This window comes from Pectobacterium sp. F1-1, from assembly GCF_025643735.1.
Lineage (GTDB): Bacteria > Pseudomonadota > Gammaproteobacteria > Enterobacterales > Enterobacteriaceae > Pectobacterium > Pectobacterium colocasium.
Map to the genome: position 1 here is coordinate 3268935 of NZ_CP104733.1, position 25296 is coordinate 3294230.

Annotated in this window: 25 protein-coding genes; 7 read left to right on the plus strand and 18 right to left on the minus strand. The window is 53.4% G+C overall.

What is annotated here, in order from left to right; genetic code table 11:
- Positions 1–122 precede the first annotated feature (122 nt).
- The 9 genes from purF to pdxB all read right to left on the minus strand — a co-directional run bounded on the left by purF (position 123) and on the right by pdxB (position 9742).
- Positions 123–1640, minus strand: a complete 1518-nt coding sequence (gene purF / locus NAL19_RS14555; protein ID WP_225085269.1) for an amidophosphoribosyltransferase — start codon at positions 1638–1640, stop codon at positions 123–125.
- A gap of 21 nt (positions 1641–1661) precedes the next feature.
- The gene (gene cvpA / locus NAL19_RS14560) at positions 1662–2162 is read right to left on the minus strand and encodes a colicin V production protein (RefSeq protein ID WP_015840986.1); all 501 of its coding nucleotides are present in this window, start codon (positions 2160–2162) and stop codon (positions 1662–1664) included.
- A 317-nt stretch (positions 2163–2479) separates the two neighbouring features.
- Positions 2480–3220, minus strand: coding sequence for a cell division protein DedD (gene dedD / locus NAL19_RS14565; protein ID WP_225085270.1), 741 nt, complete (start codon positions 3218–3220; stop codon positions 2480–2482).
- The gene (gene folC / locus NAL19_RS14570) at positions 3210–4478 is read right to left on the minus strand and encodes a bifunctional tetrahydrofolate synthase/dihydrofolate synthase (RefSeq protein ID WP_225085271.1); all 1269 of its coding nucleotides are present in this window, start codon (positions 4476–4478) and stop codon (positions 3210–3212) included. Before folC ends, dedD begins: the two co-directional genes overlap by 11 nt.
- 105 nt (positions 4479–4583) lie before the next feature.
- Positions 4584–5501, minus strand: a complete 918-nt coding sequence (gene accD / locus NAL19_RS14575) for an acetyl-CoA carboxylase, carboxyltransferase subunit beta (RefSeq protein WP_225085272.1) — start codon at positions 5499–5501, stop codon at positions 4584–4586.
- Between the two features lie 224 nt (positions 5502–5725).
- Positions 5726–6388, minus strand: coding sequence for a DedA family protein (locus NAL19_RS14580; RefSeq protein ID WP_015840991.1), 663 nt, complete (start codon positions 6386–6388; stop codon positions 5726–5728).
- 194 nt (positions 6389–6582) lie between these two features.
- Positions 6583–7434: a tRNA pseudouridine(38-40) synthase TruA gene (truA, locus tag NAL19_RS14585; protein WP_225085273.1), complete on the minus strand. Its 852-nt coding sequence runs from the start codon at positions 7432–7434 to the stop codon at positions 6583–6585.
- Positions 7434–8444 (minus strand): aspartate-semialdehyde dehydrogenase, encoded by a 1011-nt coding sequence (locus NAL19_RS14590; protein WP_263057718.1) that lies wholly within the window; start codon positions 8442–8444, stop codon positions 7434–7436. Before NAL19_RS14590 ends, truA begins: the two co-directional genes overlap by 1 nt.
- Positions 8445–8605: 161 nt before the next feature.
- The gene (pdxB, locus tag NAL19_RS14595) at positions 8606–9742 is read right to left on the minus strand and encodes a 4-phosphoerythronate dehydrogenase PdxB (protein ID WP_263057719.1); all 1137 of its coding nucleotides are present in this window, start codon (positions 9740–9742) and stop codon (positions 8606–8608) included.
- 268 nt (positions 9743–10010) lie between these two features.
- Between pdxB and NAL19_RS14600 the strand changes: the two genes are divergently transcribed.
- On the plus strand, positions 10011–10904 hold the full coding sequence (locus NAL19_RS14600) for a DMT family transporter (protein WP_225085276.1): 894 nt from the start codon (positions 10011–10013) through the stop codon (positions 10902–10904).
- Positions 10905–11009: 105 nt separating this feature from the next.
- On the plus strand, positions 11010–12263 hold the full coding sequence (flk, locus tag NAL19_RS14605) for a flagella biosynthesis regulator Flk (protein WP_263057720.1): 1254 nt from the start codon (positions 11010–11012) through the stop codon (positions 12261–12263).
- 99 nt (positions 12264–12362) lie between these two features.
- Here flk and fabB read toward each other — a convergent pair whose 3' ends face one another.
- A complete protein-coding gene (fabB, locus tag NAL19_RS14610) occupies positions 12363–13580 on the minus strand; it encodes a beta-ketoacyl-ACP synthase I (protein ID WP_225085278.1) in 1218 nt (405 codons plus the stop codon).
- Positions 13581–13751: 171 nt separating this feature from the next.
- On the opposite strand from fabB, the gene mnmC reads away from it, so the two are divergent.
- Positions 13752–15779, plus strand: a complete 2028-nt coding sequence (mnmC, locus tag NAL19_RS14615; RefSeq protein ID WP_263057721.1) for a bifunctional tRNA (5-methylaminomethyl-2-thiouridine)(34)-methyltransferase MnmD/FAD-dependent 5-carboxymethylaminomethyl-2-thiouridine(34) oxidoreductase MnmC — start codon at positions 13752–13754, stop codon at positions 15777–15779.
- A gap of 86 nt (positions 15780–15865) precedes the next feature.
- Here mnmC and NAL19_RS14620 read toward each other — a convergent pair whose 3' ends face one another.
- The 6 genes from NAL19_RS14620 to prmB all read right to left on the minus strand — a co-directional run bounded on the left by NAL19_RS14620 (position 15866) and on the right by prmB (position 20761).
- Positions 15866–16150, minus strand: coding sequence for a YfcL family protein (locus NAL19_RS14620; RefSeq protein WP_225085280.1), 285 nt, complete (start codon positions 16148–16150; stop codon positions 15866–15868).
- Between the two features lie 33 nt (positions 16151–16183).
- Complete coding sequence (locus NAL19_RS14625; protein WP_225088191.1) at positions 16184–16729, minus strand: elongation factor P hydroxylase; 546 nt, start codon at positions 16727–16729, stop codon at positions 16184–16186.
- 28 nt (positions 16730–16757) lie between these two features.
- Positions 16758–17558, minus strand: a complete 801-nt coding sequence (locus tag NAL19_RS14630; RefSeq protein WP_225085281.1) for a sulfite exporter TauE/SafE family protein — start codon at positions 17556–17558, stop codon at positions 16758–16760.
- Between the two features lie 9 nt (positions 17559–17567).
- Positions 17568–18413 (minus strand): penicillin-insensitive murein endopeptidase, encoded by an 846-nt coding sequence (gene mepA, locus NAL19_RS14635; RefSeq protein ID WP_225085282.1) that lies wholly within the window; start codon positions 18411–18413, stop codon positions 17568–17570.
- A gap of 6 nt (positions 18414–18419) precedes the next feature.
- Positions 18420–19505 (minus strand): chorismate synthase, encoded by a 1086-nt coding sequence (gene aroC / locus NAL19_RS14640; RefSeq protein WP_263057722.1) that lies wholly within the window; start codon positions 19503–19505, stop codon positions 18420–18422.
- A 314-nt stretch (positions 19506–19819) separates the two neighbouring features.
- Positions 19820–20761: a 50S ribosomal protein L3 N(5)-glutamine methyltransferase gene (gene prmB, locus NAL19_RS14645; protein WP_225085284.1), complete on the minus strand. Its 942-nt coding sequence runs from the start codon at positions 20759–20761 to the stop codon at positions 19820–19822.
- A 171-nt stretch (positions 20762–20932) separates the two neighbouring features.
- On the opposite strand from prmB, the gene smrB reads away from it, so the two are divergent.
- Complete coding sequence (gene smrB, locus NAL19_RS14650; RefSeq protein ID WP_263057723.1) at positions 20933–21475, plus strand: endonuclease SmrB; 543 nt, start codon at positions 20933–20935, stop codon at positions 21473–21475.
- A gap of 87 nt (positions 21476–21562) precedes the next feature.
- Here smrB and sixA read toward each other — a convergent pair whose 3' ends face one another.
- Entirely contained in the window at positions 21563–22045 is a 483-nt protein-coding gene (sixA, locus tag NAL19_RS14655; RefSeq protein WP_225085286.1) for a phosphohistidine phosphatase SixA, read from the minus strand.
- A 1106-nt stretch (positions 22046–23151) separates the two neighbouring features.
- On the opposite strand from sixA, the gene NAL19_RS14660 reads away from it, so the two are divergent.
- Positions 23152–23700 (plus strand): spore coat U domain-containing protein, encoded by a 549-nt coding sequence (locus NAL19_RS14660; RefSeq protein ID WP_263057724.1) that lies wholly within the window; start codon positions 23152–23154, stop codon positions 23698–23700.
- 86 nt (positions 23701–23786) lie between these two features.
- Here the strand turns inward: NAL19_RS14660 and NAL19_RS14665 are convergent, their stop codons facing one another.
- The gene (locus NAL19_RS14665; protein WP_263059772.1) at positions 23787–23927 is read right to left on the minus strand and encodes a hypothetical protein; all 141 of its coding nucleotides are present in this window, start codon (positions 23925–23927) and stop codon (positions 23787–23789) included.
- On the opposite strand from NAL19_RS14665, the gene NAL19_RS14670 reads away from it, so the two are divergent.
- Together NAL19_RS14670 and NAL19_RS14675 are read left to right on the plus strand one after the other, a co-directional pair.
- Positions 23897–24433: a spore coat U domain-containing protein gene (locus NAL19_RS14670; RefSeq protein ID WP_263057725.1), complete on the plus strand. Its 537-nt coding sequence runs from the start codon at positions 23897–23899 to the stop codon at positions 24431–24433. The genes NAL19_RS14665 and NAL19_RS14670 overlap by 31 nt on opposite strands.
- Positions 24434–24468: 35 nt before the next feature.
- A complete protein-coding gene (locus tag NAL19_RS14675; protein WP_263057726.1) occupies positions 24469–25242 on the plus strand; it encodes a molecular chaperone in 774 nt (257 codons plus the stop codon).
- Positions 25243–25296: the final 54 nt, after the last annotated feature.

Sequence of the window (25296 nt, forward strand, 5' to 3'; positions counted from 1 at the left end):
ACCATGCTGTTTTTTATATACAACGGTTTTCTCTATGCAACAATTTTTTCTATATACAATAAAAAGGGGAAGACACTTTCGCGCCTTCCCCCTTTGATGAAGCCTTGACGTGCAGTTAGCCGTTAGCCTTCGTTGTGCAATTCCAGATCTTCGACTTCATTCTGGCTACGTAACGCTTTGGCGTCGTCGTTGCGCAAGACTTCCAGATAATCCAGATAGCCTTGATCGACATCCTTCGTCACGTAAATTCCGTTGAACACCGAGCATTCAAACTGAGCAATATCCGGGTTATCTTCGCGCGCCGCCTCGATCAGATCGTCGAGATCCTGGAAAATAAGTGCATCAGCGCCAATAATCTTACAGATTTCATCCACTTCACGACCGTGAGCAATCAGCTCATTCACGCTCGGCATGTCGATGCCATACACGTTAGGGAAGCGAATTTCCGGTGCCGCCGAGGCCAGATAAACACGTTTGGCTCCCGCTTCACGCGCCATCTCCACAATCTGCTCCGACGTGGTACCGCGCACGATGGAATCATCCACCAGCAGCACGTTTTTATCACGGAATTCGGCACGGTTAGCGTTCAGTTTACGGCGCACTGATTTCTTACGCGCCTGCTGCCCCGGCATGATAAAGGTACGGCCAACGTAGCGGTTTTTCACAAATCCCTGACGGTACGGCTTGTTGATAATACGCGCGATTTCCAGCGCGATATCACAAGAGGTCTCAGGAATCGGGATCACGACATCAATATCGAGATCTTCCCACTGACGTGCAATCTTTTCACCCAGTTTCTGGCCCATGCGAACGCGTGCGCTGTAGACCGAGATTTTATCGATGAAAGAGTCCGGGCGAGCGAAGTAAACATATTCGAACAGACACGGGTTGCTCTTTGGATTTTCTGCACACTGGCGGGTAAACAGCTGCCCTTTTTCCGTAATGTAGATCGCTTCTCCCGGCGCCACATCGCGTAAAAATTCAAAGCCCAGCGTATCCAGCGCGACGCTTTCCGACGCCACCATATATTCGCTGCGGCCATCTTCCAGATCGCGCTTACCAATCACCAGCGGACGAATCCCGTTAGGATCGCGGAAAGCCACCATACCGTGACCGATAATCATGCCGACACAGGCATAGGCACCGCGAATTTGCTGGTGCGTCGCGGCAACGGCCGCAAAAATATTATCGGCTTCCAGTGGGTAATGTTGGAAACGGTCCAACTCTCTGGCAAAAATATTCAGTAGAATTTCAGAATCAGACGTGGTGTTAACGTGACGGCGCTCCTGCTCGAACAGCTTTTTACGCAGCTCGTGGGCGTTAGTCAGGTTACCGTTGTGAGCCAACGTGATACCGAAAGGAGAGTTAACATAGAAAGGCTGTGCTTCCGAGGCGCTGGAACTGCCCGCGGTTGGATAACGCACGTGACCAAGCCCCATGTTTCCCTGTAAGCGTTGCATGTGCCGCGCTTCAAACACATCTTTCACCAGGCCATTGGCCTTACGCAGGCGAAAACAATTAAAGGCATCGATGGTTACAATACCCGCTGCATCCTGCCCACGGTGTTGCAACACCGTTAACGCGTCATAAATCGACTGGTTGACCGGTGTAAAACCGGCGATACCGACAATACCGCACATGGTGTCTTTTCCTCATCAGCGCTACCGCAGCGGTAAATGCTGCGGCAAGAAACTTGACGTGCTTTGCAGGTAGTCAAAAAACCACCTGATAATATAACTGAACTGCGGGATTAACTGGGACTGCTTCCAGTCATCACTTTGTGAAAAACCGGTGAAAGTATCCAGAAAGAATAGCAGTGCGGAAACGATCAGCACCCCGCGCAGCGCACCAAAACAGATGCCCAGAACGCGATCGGTGCCGGATAATCCGGTACGTTCAACCAGCGAACTAATCGCATAGTTGACGATAGCCCCCACAATCAACGTTGCAATAAACAGAATGGCAATCGCAATACCATTACGCACCAGCTCATCATCAAAACGGGTGAAGTAGACCGCGAGGTAAGCGTAGTAATGGCTGGCGACAAAAAAAGCACATCCCCAGGTCACTAACGACAGCGCTTCACGAACAAACCCCCGGATCAGGCTAACCAAAGCCGAAAATCCGATGATGCCAATAATGACGTAATCAACCCAAACCATGAACTATCCTAATAATGAACGATGCTACCGATAAGCCGCTACGTCATCCTGTTCGCGGCGCATTCTAACAGAAAAAGAAAACGTTTGCGTAGCGTATTTCCGCCGATTTCATCAATAGATAATCAGGCGAAAAAATCAGCAATAGACCATGCCTGAGCCTATTAACCGTCGGCGTAATAAAATCAACAACAACCGTCTTAAAACAGGTACGGGGCGAAGCATCACGCATGTGAGCCTCATCCCCGCGGCCTGTTTCTATCTATTTACGTGGCAGACGACAGACTACTCCACCCCGTTATTCTCACGCTCAACGACCGTTAACGAACGGAATGCGCACGCACCTGTCCGCTTAGCCCGCTGAGTTGTTTCAGCTCACCCAGCGAGGACTCCAGCTTCTGCTTAGACGCATCCGGCCCCACGTAAATACGGGTGATTTCTCCTGAAACCGGCGTTGACGGCACGGTATACGCGCGATAGCCGGAAAGACGCAATTTGGCGACAATTTCATTCACCTTATCCGCGTTTTTCAGTGCACCAAGCTGCACAATGTAGGCCTGTCCGACAGGGGCTTGCTGCGCTGGTTGGGTTTCAGGCTTCACTTCCGGCTTGGGTTCCGGTTTAGGCTCAGGCTTTGGTTTCACTTCTGGCTTCACCTCAGGTTTTGGCTGAGGCTTCGGCGTCACCGGGGTCTGAACCGGCGGACGCTCAACCACCACTGGCGGTGCCGTCATGGATGGCGTATTCGTGCCAGAATGGGACGATGGCGGCGCCTGCGTCGTGGTTTCAGGTGCTGTAGTTGTAGATGATGTGGATGATCTCGCTTCGGCTTCCGCGCTGTTCTGCATCGCCGCTTCCGCCCCTTCCGGTGGCAACGACGGGTTCAGCGCAGGCAGCGATTCCATCTCATTACTGTCACCCGGTTTAGGGATCAGCGGAATCGACGCAAACTCATCCTCGTAGTGCTTCTTCTTACCGTCCAGCAGGCCAGGTAAGACGATCACGCCCAACGCGACCAGAATGACCGTCCCCACCAGGCGATTCTGAAATTTACTCGCCATTCGCCTTCTCCTCATCCAGCGCTTCCATCACATGCGCTACCGTATGAAAAGATCCACAAACAATGACGATATCCTGCTCTGCGGCCTCGGACATCGCCTGCTGCCAGGCAGTCACGACATCGGGGAACGATTGGCTGCGCGTCAGGTGCTCAGCAATCTGCTGCGCGGTGGCACCACGCGGCCCTTCCAGCGGTGCGCAATACCACTCATCCACCAACGGCGTTAAGTGAGCCAGCGTACCAGCAATATCTTTATCCGACAGCATGCCGACGACGGCCCGCACTTTTCCGGTTGTCGGCAGTGCGGCTAAACGGTTTGCCAGATACGCCGCCGCATGGGGATTGTGTGCAACATCAAGAATCACTCGCGGTGATGCCTGCACCGTCTGAAAACGCCCCGGTAACGCCGCGTTCTGCACCCCCTGTCGAATCGCGTCTTCGCTCACATTGAGTGACGAATAGTGCAGTGCGGCCAGCGCGGTGGCAGCATTAGCCAATGGAACATTGGGTAATGGCAGACGAGATAATTCACGCTGCTTATCCTGCCAGCTCCACGTCTCACGCTGAACGGAATAGTCCCAGTCCCGACCACGATGGCGCAGCAGTGCCCCTTTCTCCGCGGCAACATCGGCAATCGTTCCCGGCATATCCGGCTCGCCGACAACGGCAGGTCTACCCTGTCGAAATATTCCCGCTTTCTCACGGCCAATACTTTCTCGATCGTTACCTAACCAGTCGGTATGGTCGATCGCAATACTGGTGACGACGGAAACATCGGCATCCACAATATTGGTGGCGTCCAGACGCCCGCCCAACCCTACTTCCAGAATGACGACATCCAGGTTCGCCTGCTTAAAGAGCTGCAACGCCGACAGCGTGCCGAATTCAAAATAGGTGAGCGATACCGCCCCTCTTCCTGCTTCGATATACGCAAACGCCTGAGTGTGCTGCGCTTCAGGCAATTCTTTGCCCTGGATACGCACCCGTTCAGTATAGCGAACAAGATGGGGAGAACTATACACGCCAACCCGTAACCCAGCAGCCAGCAGAATCGATTCCAGCGTACAGCAGGTGGTTCCCTTGCCGTTTGTCCCCGCGACAGTGAAAACCGTTGCGGCAGGCTGTAGCAGTTGGAGATGTTCAGCAACCTGCTTAACGCGCTCCAGACCTAAATCAATGGCCTGCGCGTGCAGGTGCTCAAGATAATGAAGCCACGTGACCAAAGGTGACGTGGCTTGAGGTATTTGAAGAGTATCCATGAGTCCCGTTCACTGGCTTACGGTTCATTGCGGGCTGAGCGTGCGTATGGCTACTCGGTCGAAAACGACGTGGTCGAGTACCACACGCCCAGCCCATCATGTCAATTATGCGTCATCCTGTGATGATTCAGACGGCGCATCGCTGCGGATTTCCACGTCATCGTTGCCCGGTTCTGGATGATTCGTCAGTTTGGCAAGAATGGTGGCCAGCTTGTAGCGCATTTCCGGACGACGAACGATCATATCGATCGCCCCTTTCTCAATCAGGAATTCGCTGCGCTGGAAGCCCGGCGGCAGCTTTTCACGCACGGTTTGTTCGATAACGCGTGGACCGGCAAAACCGATCAGCGCTTTCGGCTCAGCAATGTTCAGATCGCCCAGCATCGCCAGACTTGCGGAAACACCGCCCATCGTCGGGTCAGTCAGCACGGAGATATACGGCAAGCCGCGCTCACGCATTTTTGCCAATGCCGCACTGGTTTTCGCCATTTGCATCAGCGACATCAGCGCTTCCTGCATACGCGCACCGCCACTGGCGGAGAAGCACACCAGCGGGCAGCCGTCTTCCAATGCCTGCTCAACGGCACGTACAAAACGCGCTCCCACAACAGACGCCATTGAGCCGCCCATGAAAGAGAACTCAAACGATGCAGCCACAACCGGCATACCATACAGCGTGCCTTTCATGACGATCAGCGCATCTTTCTCATCGGACTGTTTCTGCGCAGAAACCAGACGATCTTTATATTTTTTGGAATCCCGGAATTTCAGGACATCCTTCGGCTCCAGTTCGCTTCCCAGCTCAACAGTGCTTTCTTTATCCAAAAACGCCTGTAGGCGGCTACGTGCGGAGAGACGCATATGGTGATCGCACTTCGGGCAGACCTCCAGATTACGCTCCAGCTCAGCACGATAAAGAACCTGACCGCAGCTATCACATTTTGTCCAGACCCCTTCAGGGATATTCGCTTTACGGGTCGGTGTGATGTTGCTTTTGTTAAGAATTCGTTCAATCCAGCTCATTGATAACCTTTCTGCTTGAACCTGGCAAATGCCAGTCCGCTGTTCATGTTATTCCCTGACAACATTGCCAATGAAAAAATGCCTGAGACGCACGACAATCGCGGTACAAAGGCATCGGCACCCAGGGTGTTCCCAGGAACAGACCATAAATGCTGCCCATTAAACCATAACGTTCCGGTACTGTGGATAAAAAACTGGTCAAACCGGATGTTAAAATACTTCACTTATTTCACATTGCCGCGCGCGGCCGCTCTACGATGGCGGACAATCTCAATAACGCCCGGCAGGATAGAGAGGAAAATAATCGCGACAATCAGTAATTTCAGATTTTCCTGCACGACCGGCAAATCACCAAACAGGTAGCCCGCATAGGTGAATGACAGCACCCACAGCAGCGCACCAATGACATTATAGGCAGCAAAATGCCGATAGCTCATGTGCCCCATCCCGGCGACAAACGGCGCAAATGTTCTCACAATCGGGACAAAGCGCGCCAGAATTATCGTCTTACCACCGTGGCGCTCGTAAAACGCATGCGTTTTATCCAGATAGCTGCGGCGGAAAATCTTCGAGTTCGGGTTGCTAAACAGCTTTTCACCGAACAGCCGTCCAATCGTGTAGTTCACCGCATCGCCCGTAATCGCGGCAACAATCATCAGGAACACCATCGTGTGCACATTCAGATCGTTCGACGGCAACGCCGCCAGCGCCCCGGCGACAAACAGTAACGAATCTCCCGGCAGAAACGGCGTCACCACCAGCCCAGTCTCACAGAACAAAATCAGGAACAAAATGGCATAAACCCAGACACCATATTGCGCCACCAGTTCCGCCAGATGCACGTCAATGTGCAGAATAAAATCAATAATAAACTGTATAAACTCCACCACAACATCTTCTCCCAAGAATGTATATCAAACGCACGCGGTCGATATACGCAAGGCAGCCGTACCATCCGTGTTGCCTTGCGTATAGCACGCTAACTCGCATCGACCTTATCACGCATTGCATACGGCTTTTTGATTTACCACCATCCGGCAGCATGCAACACGCAAAAGGCGCACTCGTTACAGCAAAAACGTCAATCTGCTAAAAAGAGCGGCCCCATCGTAGGCCGTGGTAAAGCAAAACGCGCGGGGTAATCCACCGCCACTAAATACAACCCCTCAGCTCTGGCCGTCGCGGCGGCCAGCGTACGATCTTTGGCAGCCAGCAGTTCTGCAATCCACGACTCCGGGCGATTGCCACAACCGACTTCCATCAGGCTACCCACGATATTACGCACCATATGATGAACGAACGCATTGGCCTTAATATCTACCACGATATAGTCACCGTGACGTGTAACCTTTAAATGATTTACATTGCGCCACGGCGTACGCGACTGACACTGCACGGCCCGAAAAGAGGTGAAATCATTTTCCCCCAACAGGCACTGTCCAGCCCGTTCCATGCGCGTCACGTCCAGCGGGTGATAAAAATGCGTCACGCCGTGGGCGAGCACGGCAGGGCGATAACGGTGATTATAGATGACATAACGGTAGCGACGTGCCGTGGCGCTGAAGCGCGCATGGAAATCCTCATCCACCGTTTTCACCCAGCGCACGGCGATATCCGGCGGTAAATTCGCATTCACGCCCATCGTCCAGGCCGCGTCTTTCCTGATGGCGTGCGTAGTAAAATGCACAACCTGCCCGGTGCCGTGAACGCCAGCATCGGTTCGGCCAGCGCAAAACACGTCTATCGGTTCATCTGCCACTTTGCTCAGCGCTTTTTCAAGGCAGGCTTGCACGCTGGCAACTTCAGCCTGACGCTGCCAGCCATAATAGCGGCTACCGTCATACTCAATGCCTAACGCGATTTTCAGCGGGGCACGTTCGTTTTCCGCAACGGCGTCGGCCTGAATGGCCTCCGCCTGAGTGGTTTCCGACATTACCCGAGATACTCCTGCACCAGACGCTCCGCAGTTTCCACCGCCATCAGCGCACCGCCAAAGCGAGCGTTATCGGCAACCGACCAGAATTGCAGCAGTTCAGGAATACCGTAATCGTTACGCAGGCAACCTACGCTCAGTTGCCCATTGCCGGACGCATCGCCAACCTGAGTTGGGTAATCCTGTTCATCGCTGACCTGAATATTTCCGGCGTTGAGTAATTCGTCACGCGCTTCTTCCGCAGACAGCAGGCGCAGCGATTCAAGATGAACAACCTGCGCATGACCATAGAACACAGGGGACTGAATGCAGGTCACTGAAATCGGTAATCCGTCATCCTGCAAGACCTTACGCACCTGATCGACCAAACGCCGTTCTTCACGCACGCTGCCGGCGTTATCCGGTAGTAAAGGCAACAGGTTGAACGCCAGCTGTTTCGGGAAAATCCCTTCTTCTGGCGGAATACCGTTCAGCAAACGGGCGCTTTGCCCTGCCAGATCGTCTACCGCTGCTTTACCGAGGGCAGAAACCGACAGCATATTGACAACATGCAGGCGTGAAAGCCCGGCGGCATCGGTCAGCGGTTTAATCGCCGTCAGCAGCTGGCTCGTCAGGCTGTCCGCCACCGCAACAATGTTACGGTTACGATAATCTGCCAGCGTATGCGCATTCACACCGGGCACCACCAGCGGGACATCCGGCTCCAGCGCAAACAGACCGCTGCTATCGATCACCAGACAGCCCGCATCTCCAGCGTCTTCCGCATAGCGGGCGCTGGCATCCTGACCGGCGACAAAAAACGCCAGCTGCGCCTGTGACCAGTCAAAATCCGCTACATCGGTGACCAGACAGGACTGGCCGTTAAAACGTATGGTTTCACCCGCACTACGTTCGCTGGCCAGTGGATACAGTTCACCCACCGGGAATTCACGTTCCTGCAATAATTCCAGTAACGCCGTGCCTACTGCGCCCGTTGCGCCCAGCAGAGCAATATTCCAGCCGTTAGACATTTGGTTCTCTCCCAAATTTTGAATGAAACACAAAACATGAATGAAACCGACAAACGATAGCGACGCCGTCCGTCAGTTCATGAATAAGTCACTTTCCGTTAATGAATGAAGAGTGGTACTTGTGCGACGCATCCGCCAACGGAGGATCTCAGCGGCCTCCGTTAACGCGCATCCCGCACTGACGCCGTGAACCCCAGCGCGTTCAGGCAATCTGCGCTGTCAGCATCGGCGCAGATAACATGAAGTGACGACCATTCGCGTCGTTCCTGATAATGTTTGCGCAGGCGATCAAACTCGCCTTCCTGATGCGCAACATGGCGCAACAGTGCATCGTCCCGGCGCACATCATACACCAGATGCACCAGACGTTTTAGCAGCGCCTCATCCAGCGGTACGGTCAGTGCCACTTCGGCAAACTCAGGCTCAGGCAAAAGCGATGAAAGCGCCACCTGCTGTGGGGTTCCGATAAACTCGCTCCAGGCTTCAAAAACCTGCGTAGTGCCACGCGCCTTCCCTTCCAGCGTATAACCAGCGATATGCGCCGTGCCAATATCGACTCGCGCCAGCAGATCGGTTGATAATTCTGGCTCGGGCTCCCAGACATCAAGAATGACACTGAGTTTTTTACCCTGCTGCAATGCCTCAAGCAGCGCCGCATTGTCCACCACCGGACCGCGACAGGCGTTGATCAGAATACGTCCGTCCGCAAAGTCACTCAGCACATTGGCGTCAACCAAATGATGGGTTCGGTATGGACCATCAAGATACAGCGGCGTATGCAACGTCAGGATGTCGGCATCGCGTACCAGCGTCTCTAGCGGCAGGAAATCGCCAGCCTCACCGCGATCGGCACGCGGCGGATCGCATAGCAGCGTTTTAACGCCCCAGGCTTTCAGGCGCGCATCCAGACGTCTGCCAACGTTCCCTACGCCAACAATCCCTACGGTTTTATCACGCAGTTGGAAACCATCACGCTCGGCCAGCATCAGCAAAGAAGAAAACACGTATTCCACTACCGCAATAGCATTGCAGCCAGGTGCAGCGGAAAACGCGATACCGTTGGCGTTAAGCCAGGTATCATCAACATGGTCAGTGCCTGCCGTTGCGCTGCCGACAAATTTTACCGCCGTACCCGACAGCAGATCTGCGTTCACCTTCGTGACCGAGCGCACCATCAGCGCATCCGCACCAGCCAGCAGATCGCGCGGTAAAGGGCGTCCCGGCACGGCTTGCACCTCACCCAGACGGCTAAAAAGCTCGCGGGCATACGGCATGTTCTCATCAACCAGAATCTTCATTGTCTTCTCCGACATCGGTAGCCAGCCAAAAAAAGCGGGGAGATATTTTGCCACCGAATGATGCAGAAACCCAAGGCAATTACGACACAACGTCTTTAGGTTATCCGTTCACACCAATGAAAGCCTTACAAGAGGGGGAGCATAGACAGCCGCTCGCCATACAAGGTTGATAGTCGCCACGTGGCTCTGTTATGTTGTTTGCCAATGCCACACTTGCCCCATTTTATCTACCAGACTGGCAATAGGTACGTTTTCCGTCTGGTCTGCTATGAGAAACCCAACGTTGAACGCCCTATTCCCCACTATTGCCGTCCTGATCTGGTCAATTAACGTCATCGTTAACAAACTCTCTGCGAACGTTATCGATCCCGCCGCCATCTCGTTTTATCGCTGGCTACTGGCATTCCTCGTCATGACGCCATTCATGCTGCCAACCCTGCGTCACCATGTGGCGGCCATTCGTCAACATGCCTGGAAGCTGCTGGTGCTGGGGTTGCTCGGCATGGTGTTGTATCAGAGCCTGGCCTACTACGCGGCACACACCATCAGCGCAGTAATGATGGGAATCATGGGCTCATTGGTGCCGCTCCTCACCGTTGTGCTCAGCATCCCTCTGCTACGTTTGGCTCCTACGCTGGGTGTTCTACTCGGTAGCCTGCTGTCGATGGCGGGAATTGTCTGGCTGATCGGTGCGGGGCATCCTGAACAGATTCTGGCGCAGGGCATTGGCCCTGGTGAATTCATGATGTTTTGCGCCTCATTGTCCTATGCGCTTTATGGCGTATTAACCAAACGCTGGAACATCCCGCTGCCCAATTGGGTTTCGCTCTATGTGCAAATTGCCTTTGGTGTGGTGTTGCTGGTACCCAATTTCCTGCTGACGGACAATGTGCAACTCAACGGTCAAAATCTGCCGCTGGTGATTTTCGCTGGCATCATGGCTTCAATCATCGCGCCTTTTCTGTGGATTCAGGGGGTTATGCGTCTGGGAGCCAACAAGGCTGCCATCTTTATGAATCTGACACCGATCTTTACGGCGATGATTGCGATTGGCTTGCTGAACGAACCCTTGCATCACTATCATCTGGTTGGCGGTGGCATTACGCTACTCGGTGTTATCCTCGCTCAGCGCTTGCGCATTCCTCTAGGACGTCCCACCTAGCGCCCACCATGATATTCGTGCCGTTTTACGCGACGCATGACTATCGGCCGTCACGGGAGATTGCTATGATTCATCTCAATCATGACGGCAGTGAGGATAACCGATATGCAACCTGTAAGTGGCCCAGGTGCCCCGCTGCCCGGCGAACGTCCGGTTACGCCGACCACCACATCCTCGGCCTCATCCGCCTCGAATACCACGGGTTCAGCCAACGGCGATCGTCCGCTCACGCTGGCGCAGCGCACCACGCTGGAAAATCTGGTGCTTAAAGTTGCCGCACTGACAACATCAAAGGCATCGGAAGTCTGGACGACGGTGAAGCAGGGATTAGGTCTGGCAGAAAATAATGAGCTGTTGTCCCGCCATTACCGGCCTGCCGAGCAAATACTCCAGACGCGTTTAACGCAGGCACAAGATAGCGGTGGACGTCAGCAGTTGCTGCAACGCCTGACAGATATGCTGTCACAGGGAAATAATCGTCAGGCAGTCAGCGATTTCATCCAGCAGCAGTTCGGTAGCACCACGCTAAGCGCACTGAATAAAACACAGCTACAGCAGGTGGTTACCCTGCTGCAAAACGGGCAAATTCCGCAGTCAACCGCGTCAACGAGCACCCCACAGGCGGCTCAGGCAGCCAATTCGCCCGAACGCCCGCTCTCCCCTGCGGAACAGCGCGGCCTGAATCAGTTAGTCACCCGGTTAGCAACCATGACGGGTGAACAGCCTGCGAGGGTGCTAAGCAATCTGATGATGATGCAGAATCTTAACGCGGGCGAAGCTATCCCGTTAAAACATCTGCCGCTGCTCACACAATTTCTGCAAGCACAGGTTGAGCTGCAACAGACGCAGACGCTGCTGCGCGCGACCTCACCGGCCCCGCACGCGGGAACAGCAGGCGCATCGCCAGAAGCGCGGACAGACACGGCAACCAACATTGCTAATGCGACCAATACGGCTACGAATTCGTCATCCGCAACAACCCTATCACCACAGCCATTATCGGCACAGAGCACATTGCTTTCTCCGAACCTCGCCCCGTTGCAGGCGCTGCTACAGCAGCCGATGAGCGTGCAGGAACAGCACTTATTGATGGATTACACGCAGAATCGCTTCAATATCGGGTTACAAACTCCGCTGACGCCAATGCAGGTCAGCGATCTGCTGACGTTCCTGTTTACTCAGCGCATTCAGCGTGCACAGGAAACGGACTGGACGACAACCTCACAGTTGTTGCATCCGCTGTTTAATCCTCTGATTGCCTCACTGCCGCTCAGTTGGCAATCCTTGTTCCATAAGCCCATGTTTCTGGTGATTGTCAGCACCTGCGTGGCGGCATTTCTGCTTTGGGTGTTGATCTAACGCTCCCCATTACAGCAAACATCGGGTTATCACTCGTACCAACAAAAAACCCCGCGGCTCACGCCTACGGGGTTTGTTTCTATTCCTGAGATAACGCGATTATTTATCGAGTTTTCTCATGACCAGCGTCGCGTTCGTACCACCGAAACCGAAGCTGTTAGACATCACCGTGGTCAGTTTACGTTCCGTCGGCGTCGTCACGATGTTCAGGCCAACCGCCTGCTCATCCAGATTTTCCACGTTAATGCTCGGTGCAACAAAGCCGTGTTCCAGCATCAGCAACGAGTAAATCGCTTCCTGAACGCCTGCGGCACCCAGAGAGTGACCGGTCATCGCTTTGGTCGCAGAAATAGCTGGCGAGTTGTCGCCAAACACTTCACGAATCGCACCCAGCTCCTTCACATCGCCAACCGGCGTGGACGTGCCGTGAGAGTTCAGGTAATCAATCGGGGTATCCACACCGTTCATTGCCATCTTCATGCAGCGAACGGCACCTTCGCCTGATGGGGCAACCATATCCGCGCCGTCAGACGTCGCGCCATAGCCGACCACTTCCGCATAGATGTGTGCGCCACGCGCCAATGCATGTTCCAGTTCTTCGACAACAACCATACCGCCGCCGCCTGCAATCACGAAACCATCGCGATCGGCATCATAGGTACGGGAGGCTTTTTCTGGGGTTTCATTGTATTTGGTCGACAGTGCGCCCATCGCGTCAAATTCACAGGCCAGTTCCCAGCACAGCTCTTCAGCACCGCCGGCGAATACGATGTCCTGCTTGCCCATCTGGATTTGCTCAACGGCGTTACCGATACAGTGTGCGGAGGTCGCACAGGCTGAGCTAATAGAGTAGTTCACGCCGTGAATTTTAAATGGGGTTGCCAGACACGCGGATACCGCAGAACCCATTGATTTGGTGACCACATAAGGGCCAACGGCTTTCAGGCCACGCGGGCTACGCATCGCGTCAGCACCAAACACCTGATAGCGCGCAGAGCCGCCGGAACCGGCAATCAGACCAACGCGTGGGTTATTCTGATAAACCTCATCGGACAGCCCGGAATCCTGAATCGCCTGCTCCATAGATAAGTAGGCATAAATCGATGCATCACTCATAAAACGCACAACTTTGCGATCGATGAGGCCAGTGGTGTCCAGTTTGACATTCCCCCAGACGTGACTACGCATACCGGAATCTTTCAGCTCTTGAGAGAAAGTAATACCCGAGCGGCCTTCCCGCAATGATGCCAGAACTTCCTGCTGGTTATTACCGATGCTTGATACGATCCCCAGGCCAGTAATCACTGCACGTTTCATTTAATACCTCTTTTCCACTTATAGAGTTTGGGATTTCGCTTCGCACTTTAGCGTACAGTTGTAAGCTGAACAAGTCCGATCAGCCGAACTATCGAGAAATTATTGCTAAATTTGCGCCACGATAGTCCGCTCGTTAAAATCTCGCCATCACTTGAATAATGAGCTTTTGTCGTGGCCAATCTTCCCATCCAACACGCGTCGTTAAGTTGGAACGCTCAGGGTACACCTGTATCGCAACAGTTTGATGACGTCTATTTTTCGAATCAGGATGGGTTGGCTGAAACCCGTTATGTGTTTTTAAAGGGCAATCAGTTTCCTGAGCGTTTTATCACACATCCGCGTACCACCTGCGTAGTAGCAGAAACCGGCTTTGGCACTGGCCTGAATTTTCTCACGCTGTGGCAAGCTTTTGCCGCGTTTCGCCAACAGCAGCCGCAGGCGACATTACGCCACCTGCATTTCATCAGCTTCGAGAAATTCCCTCTGCGCCGGCACGATCTGGCTGCCGCGCACGCCCAGTGGCCAGAACTGGCAGCGTTCGCAGATGAGTTGCGTGAGCAATGGCCGCTACCGCTGCCGGGCTGCCATCGTCTGATTCTGGCGCAGGGGGCTATCACGCTTGATCTGTGGTTCGGTGATGTCAACGCTTTACTACCTGAGCTGGATGATACCCAGAATCATCAGGTCGACGCCTGGTTTCTGGACGGCTTCGCACCTTCCAAGAATCCGGATATGTGGACAGAGCATCTGTTTCAGGCGATGGCTCGTTTGTGCCGTAAAGAAGGCTCATTTGCCACGTTTACCGCTGCGGGCTTTGTACGTCGCGGTCTGCAACAGGCAGGATTTCAGGTCAGCAAAATCAAAGGATTCGGCCAGAAGCGCGAGATGCTGAGCGGCATCCTTCCCGACACACTTCCCGTTATTTCGCCCACACCGTGGTACGCGCGCCCTGCGGCCAGTACGACTGATGATATTGCGATTATCGGCGGTGGTATTGCCAGCGTACTCACCGCACTGGCTTTGCAACGGCGCGGCGCGAACGTCACGCTTTATTGTGAGGAAGCACAGCCTGCCACGGGCGCATCCGGCAATCGTCAGGGCGCACTTTATCCTCTGCTGAATAATCGGCACGATGCGGTATCCCGCTTTTTTTCTGTCGCGTTTGACTTTGCACGCCGCCACTACACATCGCTGGCGCAACAAGGGCTGGCGTTTGAGCACCAATGGTGTGGCGTCAACCAGCTTGTCTGGGATGAAAAGAGTGCGCGTAAGATCGAGCAAATTCTGCAAGGAAACTGGCCGGAAGCGCTGGTCGTGAGCGCAGATGCGCAGCAACTGGAAAAACAGAGCGGCCTGAATCCCGGCGTAGACGGCATCACCTATCCCGAGGGCGGCTGGCTCTGTCCGGCGGAGCTGACAGCTTCAGCGCTGAGGCTGGCAGAGCAAAACGGCCTGGCAGTACAGATGAACACCCCCGTTTCGGCACTGGAGAAAACAGACAGCGGCTGGGCGCTTACCCTGAGCAGCGGCCAGAAGATACATCATACGGTTGTGGTGCTGGCGAACGGTTATCGCATTACCGACTGGTCGCAAACCCACCATTTGCCGGCCTACGCCGTGCGTGGGCAGGTCAGTCATATTCCTACCAACCCCGTGCTGGGGCAACTCAAACAGGTGCTGTGCTACGACGGCTATCTGACGCCGGTCAGTCCACGTCATCAGACGCACTGCATCGGGGCAAGCTATGTGCGGGGAGATTCGCGCTGTGATTATCGGGAAGCAGAACAGCAAGAGAACCGCCAACGGCTGCTGAATTGCTTGCCTAACGCAGAGTGGGTCAAGACGATCGACGTCAGCGATGCGCAAGCGCGTCAGGGCGTTCGCTGTGCGCTGCGCGACCATTTGCCGCTCTTAGGGGCTGTGCCGGACTATGAACAAACGCTGGCAGAATATGAAGAACGACTGCATCCCCAGCACCGTGCCGATGTGGTACCAAACGCGCCTTACTGGCAGGATCTGTTTATTATCGGCGCATTAGGTTCACGCGGGCTCTGCTCCGCCCCGCTCGCCGCGGAAATTCTGGCTTCGCAGATCTATGGTGAACCGCTACCGCTGGATCGCGATACGCTCGCCGCGCTCAATCCGAATCGTTTCTGGATAAGAAAACTGCTGAAAGGTAAGCCTGTCACTCAGGATTAATAAGAACAGCGAAGGACTAATGGGGAAGAAGTGTGCTGGCTCGACAGGCCAGCACTGACAGATTAACGATTAGCCCACAGGGGAAATCAGTGCGTACTATTCTGCGCCTGCTGGAACAAACGTTCCCACATTCCGTTAACCAATACCTGATCCGGCGGTGACAATTCACCGTTTTTAATGGCGTTATTAATGCTGTCGCTCACGCGCGCGTGCAGGGCTTCCAGCGTCTGTTCCCCGTGCTCTTCCGCCTCTGCCACCGACACCGTCAGATGACCACGCAGATAGCCGCCGGCAAACAGTTCGTCGTCGCTGGCATGCTCTACCATGTCATCAATCAGCGCCAGAATGCGCGTTTCAAATTCTGCGATCATGTCTTATCCTCAAGTTTTTGCATTTCCCGCGCATCACAGATCGGCTGGATACGGGAAGCTCGCCGCCGTCAGCGGGGGCGTATTGTAAAACGATTGTAGCGCGTGAATAAAGCGTGCCGGACGAGCGGGAATCCCCTCTTCCAGATACTGCATCACCTGCGCATGCACACGCCGCTGAAAATCAATGCGGTCCGGCTCGCAGTCGCCGTTCAGATTGTCGCAGCTGACGTTAAACGGAAAGCCCGCAGCGACACAGAACAGCCAGTCGAAAGCCTGAGGTTTGATTTCCACTCCCTCAAACTGGCTTTGCGTCGCCGCATCGCGGCCATCAGGGCAATACCAGTAGCCGAAATCAACCTGCAAGCGCCGCTGGGCACCGGCAATACACCAGTGAGAAATCTCATGCAGCGCACTGGCATAAAAACCATGCGCAAAGACAATCCGGTGATACGGAATTTCATTATCCGCGGGCAGATAAATCGGCTCATGGTCACCTTTTATCAGGCGAGTATTGTATTCATCGCCAAAGCAATCATTAAAAATATCAATCAGTTGTTGATAATGGTGCGTCGTTGTCATGTTATCTGTTGTTATCATAAACCTGTCATCATAAAAACTGCCCCAGCCAGACAGCAATCGTGTGACCGTGGCTGTCATAAATCAGTTTGCCGCTCATGGTGGCGGAAACCAGCACCAGCATAGGACGAATCAGCTTTTGCCCTTTCGTCATCACCATTCTGGCACCGAGTCGAGCCCCAATCATCTGCCCTGCCAGCATGACACCGCCGGCCACCCAGACAACCTGACCGCCCAGCATGAAAAACAGTAGCCCGCCGAAGTTGGAGGTAAAGTTCAGGATCTTGGCATTCGCTGTCGCTTTAGCCAGATTGAAGCCATACAAGGTGACAAACGCCAGCGCGTAAAATGACCCCGCACCGGGGCCAAAGAAACCGTCATAAAAACCGACGCAGCCGCCTGCCAGAATCGCAAACGGCAGTGGCGACAGGCGACGCTGCCGATCTTCATCACCAATTTTTGGCGTTAATAAAAAGTAGAGGCCAATGCCAATGATCAGCACCGGCAGCAGTTGACGCAGAAAGTCGGCGTGAATTTGCTGGATCAGCCAGGCACCAAAGGTCGACCCCGCAAACGTCAGCGCAATCGCCAGTTTCTGCTCGCCCAGATTCACCGCGCGACGACGGATGAAATACAGGCTGGCGGAAAAGGATCCGCCGACGGCCTGAAGTTTATTCGTTGCCAGCGCCTGCGCCGGGGATAACCCAGCCGCCAGCAGAGCTGGTATCGTCAATAAACCGCCGCCGCCCGCAATCGAATCAATAAATCCAGCCAACGCCCCGACAAAAAACAGCACGGCCAGCGTTTCTGGCCCAAGCACTAACCAATCCATCGTTATTTGTTATCTCGCGGAAAAATGTCTGTCGAGCAATGCCTGACAAGAAGGAGGCAATGGCGGCGGCATGGTTTTTTCTGGTGCTTCACTACTCGGCTGTTTCGGTTGGAACCAGCTGGTTAATTCGGCACCGCATCCGTCACCAAGTGGCGGATCGCTCTGTTCCTGACACTCCAGGCTGTCTGCCGGGCAGCGCAAGCGCACATGCATATGCGCACGGTGTGCAAACCAGGGGCGAACTTTACGCAACCAGTCACGATCGTGGCCAGCTTCAGCACACAGCTGTTTTTTAATCGCCGGATTGACGAAGATTCGCGTCACGTCGCTATCCAGCGCGGCGGTTTTGATCAGGGTGGTGATTTCTGGTCGCCAGACGCGCGGATTAACATTAAGCCCGCTTGCATTCACCAAATCAATAGGCTGCGGCTTCAGCAACTGCTGCTCGCTCCAGCGCTGTCTGGGCAATTGCAGCCAGATGTCCACATCCAGCCCGGATTGGTGACTGGCGTGGCCGCTGCTGAAACGTCCACCGACGGGCATCCCCATATCCCCCACCAGCACATTACCCGAAGTCGTGCGCTTCACCTCGTTGCTCAGGCGGTGAATAAACGCCAGTAGATCGGGGTGACCGAAATAGCGGCGCTGATCGACACGCATCACCTGATAATCCAACGACTGCAACGGCAGCGGCTGGGCACCGATGATACAGCCATTGGAAAAACTCCCAATTGACTGCGGCGTGCCCGCAACCGGATGCGTAATCTCCTGCCAGGGCGTTTTCGCCCACACGGCGTTCGACCACAGCGGCGCACTCAGCGCCAGCGCGAGAACCCCGATAAACCCTTGTTTCATTATGTTTTACCAGCGAGGAACCTGACTGTTCACATCCCCACACTGTGCGCGTTGGCGCAGCAGGTGATCCATTAATACAATCGCCATCATGGCTTCGGCAATCGGCACAGCACGAATACCCACACAGGGATCGTGACGGCCGCGCGTGACCATTTCAGTCGCTTCACCCTGACGGTTGATCGTTTTCCCCGGCACCATAATGCTGGAGGTCGGCTTCAACGCCAGATGCGCGACGATATGCTGACCGCTGCTGATCCCGCCTAAAATGCCGCCAGCGTGATTGCTCTGGAAACCGTCCGGCGTGATTTCATCACGGTTTTCGCTGCCGCGTTTGGTCACAACCGCAAAACCATCGCCAATTTCGACGCCTTTCACGGCATTGATGCTCATCAACGCATGAGCCAGATCGGCATCAAGACGATCAAACACGGGCTCGCCTAATCCGGCGGGGACGGATTCCGCCACGACACTCACCTTCGCGCCAATGGAATCGCCCTCTTTTTTGAGCGCACGCATCAGTTCATCCAGAGCGTCCAGCTTGTCGACATCCGGGCAGAAGAACGGGTTTTGCTCAACCTGATCCCAATCTTTCAGCTCGCAGGTAACATCGCCAATCTGCGACAGATAGCCGCGCACCTTCACACCGTATTTCTGTTGCAGGTATTTCTTCGCAATCGCTCCTGCGGCAACGCGCATCGCGGTTTCGCGCGCGGAAGAGCGGCCACCACCGCGATAATCGCGCAGGCCATATTTTTGCTCATAGGTGTAGTCGGCGTGACCCGGGCGAAAAACATCTTTAATAGCGCTATAGTCCTGAGAACGCTGATCGGTGTTTTCAATCAGCAGACCAATGCTGGTCCCTGTGGTTACACCTTCAAAAACGCCGGACAGGATCTTGACCTGATCGGGCTCGCGGCGCTGCGTCGTATAGCGGGATGTTCCCGGACGGCGGCGATCCAAATCGTGTTGCAGATCCGCTTCCGTCAGCGGGATCCCCGGTGGTACGCCATCAACAATACATCCCAGAGCAATACCGTGGGATTCACCAAATGTAGTGACGCGGAAAAATTGCCCAATACTGTTGCCTGCCATCACAACTCCTTCGCATGTGTTCTGTTTCTGCCTTACCGCTAGGTAAAGCGGTAAGGGTAATGAGTGTCGTTATGACCGTTTAATCACGGCTGCTGACAGAAGTCGTTAAGCGGTAGTAACGGATAGATCGTAAAGACGCTGCAAGTACATCCCTGTAAGCTCGGATTGCGCAGATATGAATCTCGTCCCTGAGATTCACCCTTTCAGGGCCGTCGCAAGCGACGTTCAAAAGCGTTCCTGACGCTTTTTTCCCTGGCGCAAACGCTTTACTCTTCTATTCCGTTACTCCCGCCCTCACTTCGCAAATAGGCTTATCAACTATCCGAATCACGGTAAGCGCTAAAATGATCTTTGCAATCAACCAGCTGTGATCGCGTTAGCATAAACACGCCGTCACCGCCGTTATCAAATTCCAGCCAGGTGAACGGGATTTCTGGGTATTGATCGATCAAATGCACCATGCTGTTGCCCACTTCGCAAATCAGCACGCCGTTGTCGCTAAGATAGTCTGGCGCACAGGCCAGAATGCGCCGTACCAGATCCAGACCGTCATTGCCCGCTGCCAGCCCCAGTTCCGGCTCGAAGCGGAATTCCTGCGGCAGATCGGACATATCTTCTTCATCCACATACGGTGGATTGGTCACGATCAGATCATAGCGAATCGCCGGTAAATCGCGGAACAGGTCAGACCGGATTGGCGTGACGCGGTATTCCAGGCCGTGCTGCTGAATATTCTGCTCGGTTACCGCCAGCGCATCGCCAGAGATATCCACAGCGTCAACTTCCGCTTCGGGAAACGCCTGCGCGCAGGCAATCGCAATACACCCGCTGCCCGTACACAGATCCAGAATGTGATTTGGCGCTGTTGGCAACTGCTCATCGAAATAGTTATTGATCAATTCACCGATAGGAGAACGCGGCACCAGCACGCGTTCGTCAACGTAGAATTCCAGGCCACAGAACCAGGCCTTGTTGGTCAAATAAGCGACCGGAATACGCTCATTGACGCGGCGAATCACGCGTTCCACAATGCGCTGCCGCTCACTGGTGATCAAACGGGACGTGTACATATCTTCAGGAATATCGAGCGGCAAATACAGGCTAGGTAATACCAGCTGTATGGCTTCATCCCAGGGATTATCCGTCCCGTGACCGTAATAGACGTTGGCTGCGTTAAACCGGCTGACAGCCCAGCGCAACATATCCTGAATGGTATGAAGTTCACTGACGGCCTCATCGACGAAAATTTTGTCCAAGGGTGTCCTCCGCAGACAGTTCTGAACGGGAAATTGGCGCTTAGTTTGCCATGAAGCCCGCGACAAATCAGCAGATATAACCGACTGAATGCGCCTCGATACAGACTTTTATTTAGCGACGGCGGGGAGACGAGGTAAACTGCTCGAATGTTGACGCAAGATGAATGAAATATGAGTAATAAATATTCGCTGAATGACGACGAATTACAGCTTTTTCGCACGTCAATCACTGGCACAAAAAAGTTGCGTCAGGACACCTATACCCACAAACCGCAGCGCAGGAAAATAGGCGAATTACCAGCAAAACGGGCATTGCAGGAGCAGGTTGATGCCAGTTTCTATTTTTCGGATGAATTTCAGCCCCAGTTGGATGCAGAAGGCCCGACGCGCTACGTCCGCCCCGGCGCCAGCCACTATGAATTGAAGAAACTCCGCCGGGGAGACTATTCACCGGAGCTGTTTTTGGATCTGCACGGCCTGACGCAGCTTCAGGCGAAACAGGAGTTGGGTGCTCTGCTGGCGGCCTGCCGTCGGGAGCACGTTTACTGCGCCTGCGTGATGCACGGACACGGCAAACATATACTGAAGCAACAAACGCCGCTCTGGCTGGCGCAGCACCCTGACGTGCTGGCTTTTCATCAGGCACCGAAAGAATTTGGCGGGAACGCCGCGCTGCTGGTATTGGTGGCGCTGGAAGCGCCTTCGCTTGAATAGCCCCGCCCTTCGCCAACAAACGACAAGGCGTGTAAACCCATTACACGCCTTGTCTCCTATGAATTCAGGTATTCGGGGTGAATCGTGTTAGGGTTTTGCGGTCAGCTGTGCCGGGCTGACTTGCCAGTGCAGTACGCCGTTGCCAGATTCTGCTTCCACTGTCACACAGGCGATAGCGGACGTGGCGAACATCGGTGCTGTTTCATTGCGGCATAATTCGGCGACCAGATAACCCACCAGCGGCAGATGCGAAACAACCAACACCGCCGCAACACCTTCTCTTGCCAGCGTTTGCAGATAGTAACCAACTAGCTGGGCATCCCCGCCGGGTGTGAGCTCATTTAAGCAATCCGCTTCTTCTGGCAGCGGCAGCACGTTCTTCACTACGTCGAGCGTTTGCTGGGCGCGTAAATAAGGGCTTACTAAAACGCGCTCAATATCGATATTCTGCTCGTTCAACCAACACGCCATCTGACGAGACTCATCACGACCACCGTCGCTCAATGGCCGAACGGCATCACTCGCTGCATCAAGTACCGCATCACCATGACGCATTATCAACACTTGCATATTACACCGCTATGTTAATGAAATATATGGTATATCCTCATAACCAGATGGGATGAGGATTGGCTTTCCTGCAATTTGAGCATGCCGGAAACATAAGCCATATCAGGTTTGCTGTAGGTTACCTGAGTTTTTCACTATGTAAACTCGCCTGAGGTCAGGTTTTGGTAGAAAAATTCATCCTTACCCGCATCCTCCCACAGCCCACCGACCGGAGTCAGTCGGAAATATGACCGAATAGTGTTGTGAAATTAATCATTTTCAACGACGCATTTTTAGCCGATCTGTGACCAAAGCGTCAATAATTGCCCTGAAGCGACAGCGCCAGAAGGTACGTCACACGTCTGCATTATCACTGTAATTATATGATAAATAAAACATTTAAAGACATACAGCACAGTCTCTCACATCCGAAGTAGATAACCACACCATTAGGATGGGAATTCAGATTTATTACGATAAAATAAAAAATTAGGATATACATCCAAGTAGAAATCAAAAATCCAGCATAAAAAACTTTAAAAGAAAAAAATATCGATTACTTAAACTTTTTTGACGCATATCAATTTTGCGATATTGTTAAACAACCACTCTACTTCTATCTTTATCTTAAATAGCGTTTTTTACTATTCTTTTTATATAAACAAGGTCATTACACAGAATATAACGTCATATAATAAAAATAGATTGCTCTTCTATTTATGGACGAATGTGCAATTCAGGATAAAGCCCGAAGAACCTCTCTGTTATTTTATATGCCCGCCATTATTCACACCATGGAAGAAAAAAATTAGCAGTACATTTCTTTATAGATTTATTTTCACCATACGGAAAGCACTGAAAATAGTAGCGATACATATTTCAGCAGTGCGATTTTTTATGTCTGTAGGTTAGGTGATCGGGAAAGAGAACATCTCTTTTGCATTTTCCCGAAAAACCGAAACTATGTCATATAAATACACGTACTGATTAAAACGACTCGTTATGGTTTTTTTCGTAATAGTCACTCATGACGAGCAGTTTTCACGGAAACCACGGTACTTTCGTGAAGGTAATTTCGTGAAGACACTTTCGATGAAAATAAGTGAGAGACATATAAAGGAATCGTTATGAATTCTAAACGTATCACATTATCTATTCTGGCGACGTTATTCACCACATTTGGCCTATCCCCCACCGCCAGCAGCGTGACGATTAATGGTCAGATTCCTGTATCACTTACCATTACCGCCGCCTGCACGGTCGACAACGGAGTAGGCGCAGGAACCACATGGGGAACAATAGACTTCGGCTCCCACTCCGATCTGACTACCGCGATAGATAGCCAGATAACCAGCATCGGGGGCAACGGAATTACGGTCAGTTGCTCTGTAGGTACCCCTGCGTCATTAAAGATAGGTGCTGGTGCAAACGCCACCGCCTCGCTACGCAGGCTGGCTCCGGGTACAGGAACGTATAATATCCCTTACCGTTTATATAGCGACTCAACCCGCACCACTGAAATACCGCTAAGTAGCACCACCGGCATTGCCATTGTGGCAACGGGCAACCCGCAGTTGGTTCCGATTTATGCGCGTATTCAGCCGTTAGACCAAACCGTTCTGGCGCCCACTGCCGGGTCTTATACCGACACAGTCACTGCAACTATCGAATGGTAATCTTTTACAGGCCGGCATGCCCACATGCCGGCCTTTTTAGGGTCATTGATCCACAAAAATTGATCCGCAGAAAAGGAGCCGTTATGTCACCACGCCTTATACACGTTATCGCGTTTACTGACTGCACTCTGCCGTTCACCCTTGCGTCGGGTGTGTTCCACATCGCCATTCTGGCTAGATAACCGTTGGTATTGCGATGCGTTTTCCATCGGCATGGGTTTTGTCACTTCTGCTGTCCGGCGCCATCATTCCCACGGCGGCGATAGCGCTCACCGTGAGCAGCACATTCGATGTCACAGCGACGATACAAAGAGGCTGCGTTTTTGGCACCAGCACGGCAAATAGCCAGCCCAACATGGGCACGCTTGACTTCGGAACGCGCAGCGCCACGGCAACCAACGTGGATATCGCCAGCACCAGCGGCGGCGGCTCGATTGTTGCCACCTGCACACCCGGCACAAGCGCCATCATTGAACTGGGTTACGGCGCCAATGGCGGCAGCAGTGCGCAGCGTTATCTGAAAAATGCAGCGGGAACGCGCCTGTTGGCCTATCAGCTTTACCGCGATGCTGCGCGCACGCAGGTGTGGGGTACGGGAAGTCTGGCGCTCAGTATTGTCTCCTTTCCCGCCACAACCCAGACCTACACCGTTTATGCCCGCTATTTTGGCGGCACGCCTCTGCCTCCCGCAGGGGTTTATACCGATAACGTGACCGTCAGCCTGACTTATTAAAAACAAAACAGGGTGAACACAGGATGAAGAGGAAAATGACGTTTTTTATTCGGGCAATGGCCTTTTTATTAAGCAGTTTCAGCACATTTTGCTTTGCCGCCAGTTCTATTCTCGTGTGGCCGATTTATCAGGTCATTGAAGCTGATGAGAACAGCTCAGCACTGTGGCTGGAAAACAAAGGCAATGCGCCCGTCGGTTTGCAAATCCGCATCATGTCCTGGAAGCAAATAGACTTTCAGGATCGCTATGCTGAACAAAGTAACGTGATTGCTACACCGCCGTTCATGACGCTGGAACCGGGTAAGCGCAATATGGTACGCCTGATTCGCGTCAACTCGGCTCCCGCCAATACCGAACAGGCTTACCGCATCATCGTTGATGAGATTTCCGCCCCCTATCAACAAAATGCCCCGCAGATGGGGCTGCAATTCCAGATGCGCTATCTGCTGCCTCTGTTTCTCGATGGTGAAGGCATATGGACGCATAGTCGCCCAGAGAAACGACGCGCCAACGCCAAACCGACACTCCCCGTACTTAGTTGGCGAGTCAGTGCAGTTGGAGGAAAAAGCTATCTGTATGTCCGTAACCGTGGCGTGGTGCACGCCCGCCTGAGTAACGTCTATTGGTCATCTGACCAAAGCGGAAAAGGAAGCCGGATAAAGATAACCGATGGCTTTTTAGGCTATGTGCTACCAGGGCAAGAGATGCGCTGGCCGTTGCCTGCGGGCGTATCCACACCAGGCGCGGCGATGCAGCTCTTCACCAACTTGATCGATATCACCGATCCCATACTGATTAAACGCGAATGATGGCTCGGTTGATGACAAAGGTGTGTCGAGTGACTGTACGGCCATGGTGAGGTC

Excerpts from the sequence above, each read along its gene's own strand:
- purF (WP_225085269.1), bottom strand. The coding sequence starts at position 1,640 with ATGTGCGGTATTGTCGGTATCGCCGGTTTTACACCGGTCAACCAGTCG.
- cvpA (WP_015840986.1), bottom strand. The coding sequence starts at position 2,162 with ATGGTTTGGGTTGATTACGTCATTATTGGCATCATCGGATTTTCGGCT.
- dedD (WP_225085270.1), bottom strand. The coding sequence starts at position 3,220 with ATGGCGAGTAAATTTCAGAATCGCCTGGTGGGGACGGTCATTCTGGTC.
- folC (WP_225085271.1), bottom strand. The coding sequence starts at position 4,478 with ATGGATACTCTTCAAATACCTCAAGCCACGTCACCTTTGGTCACGTGG.
- accD (WP_225085272.1), bottom strand. The coding sequence starts at position 5,501 with ATGAGCTGGATTGAACGAATTCTTAACAAAAGCAACATCACACCGACC.
- truA (WP_225085273.1), bottom strand. The coding sequence starts at position 7,434 with ATGTCGGAAACCACTCAGGCGGAGGCCATTCAGGCCGACGCCGTTGCG.
- NAL19_RS14590 (WP_263057718.1), bottom strand. The coding sequence starts at position 8,444 with ATGTCTAACGGCTGGAATATTGCTCTGCTGGGCGCAACGGGCGCAGTA.
- pdxB (WP_263057719.1), bottom strand. The coding sequence starts at position 9,742 with ATGAAGATTCTGGTTGATGAGAACATGCCGTATGCCCGCGAGCTTTTT.
- NAL19_RS14600 (WP_225085276.1), top strand. The coding sequence starts at position 10,011 with ATGAGAAACCCAACGTTGAACGCCCTATTCCCCACTATTGCCGTCCTG.
- flk (WP_263057720.1), top strand. The coding sequence starts at position 11,010 with ATGCAACCTGTAAGTGGCCCAGGTGCCCCGCTGCCCGGCGAACGTCCG.
- fabB (WP_225085278.1), bottom strand. The coding sequence starts at position 13,580 with ATGAAACGTGCAGTGATTACTGGCCTGGGGATCGTATCAAGCATCGGT.
- NAL19_RS14620 (WP_225085280.1), bottom strand. The coding sequence starts at position 16,150 with ATGATCGCAGAATTTGAAACGCGCATTCTGGCGCTGATTGATGACATG.
- NAL19_RS14625 (WP_225088191.1), bottom strand. The coding sequence starts at position 16,729 with ATGACAACGACGCACCATTATCAACAACTGATTGATATTTTTAATGAT.
- NAL19_RS14630 (WP_225085281.1), bottom strand. The coding sequence starts at position 17,558 with ATGGATTGGTTAGTGCTTGGGCCAGAAACGCTGGCCGTGCTGTTTTTT.
- mepA (WP_225085282.1), bottom strand. The coding sequence starts at position 18,413 with ATGAAACAAGGGTTTATCGGGGTTCTCGCGCTGGCGCTGAGTGCGCCG.
- aroC (WP_263057722.1), bottom strand. The coding sequence starts at position 19,505 with ATGGCAGGCAACAGTATTGGGCAATTTTTCCGCGTCACTACATTTGGT.
- smrB (WP_263057723.1), top strand. The coding sequence starts at position 20,933 with ATGAGTAATAAATATTCGCTGAATGACGACGAATTACAGCTTTTTCGC.
- sixA (WP_225085286.1), bottom strand. The coding sequence starts at position 22,045 with ATGCAAGTGTTGATAATGCGTCATGGTGATGCGGTACTTGATGCAGCG.
- NAL19_RS14660 (WP_263057724.1), top strand. The coding sequence starts at position 23,152 with ATGAATTCTAAACGTATCACATTATCTATTCTGGCGACGTTATTCACC.
- NAL19_RS14670 (WP_263057725.1), top strand. The coding sequence starts at position 23,897 with ATGCGTTTTCCATCGGCATGGGTTTTGTCACTTCTGCTGTCCGGCGCC.
- NAL19_RS14675 (WP_263057726.1), top strand. The coding sequence starts at position 24,469 with ATGACGTTTTTTATTCGGGCAATGGCCTTTTTATTAAGCAGTTTCAGC.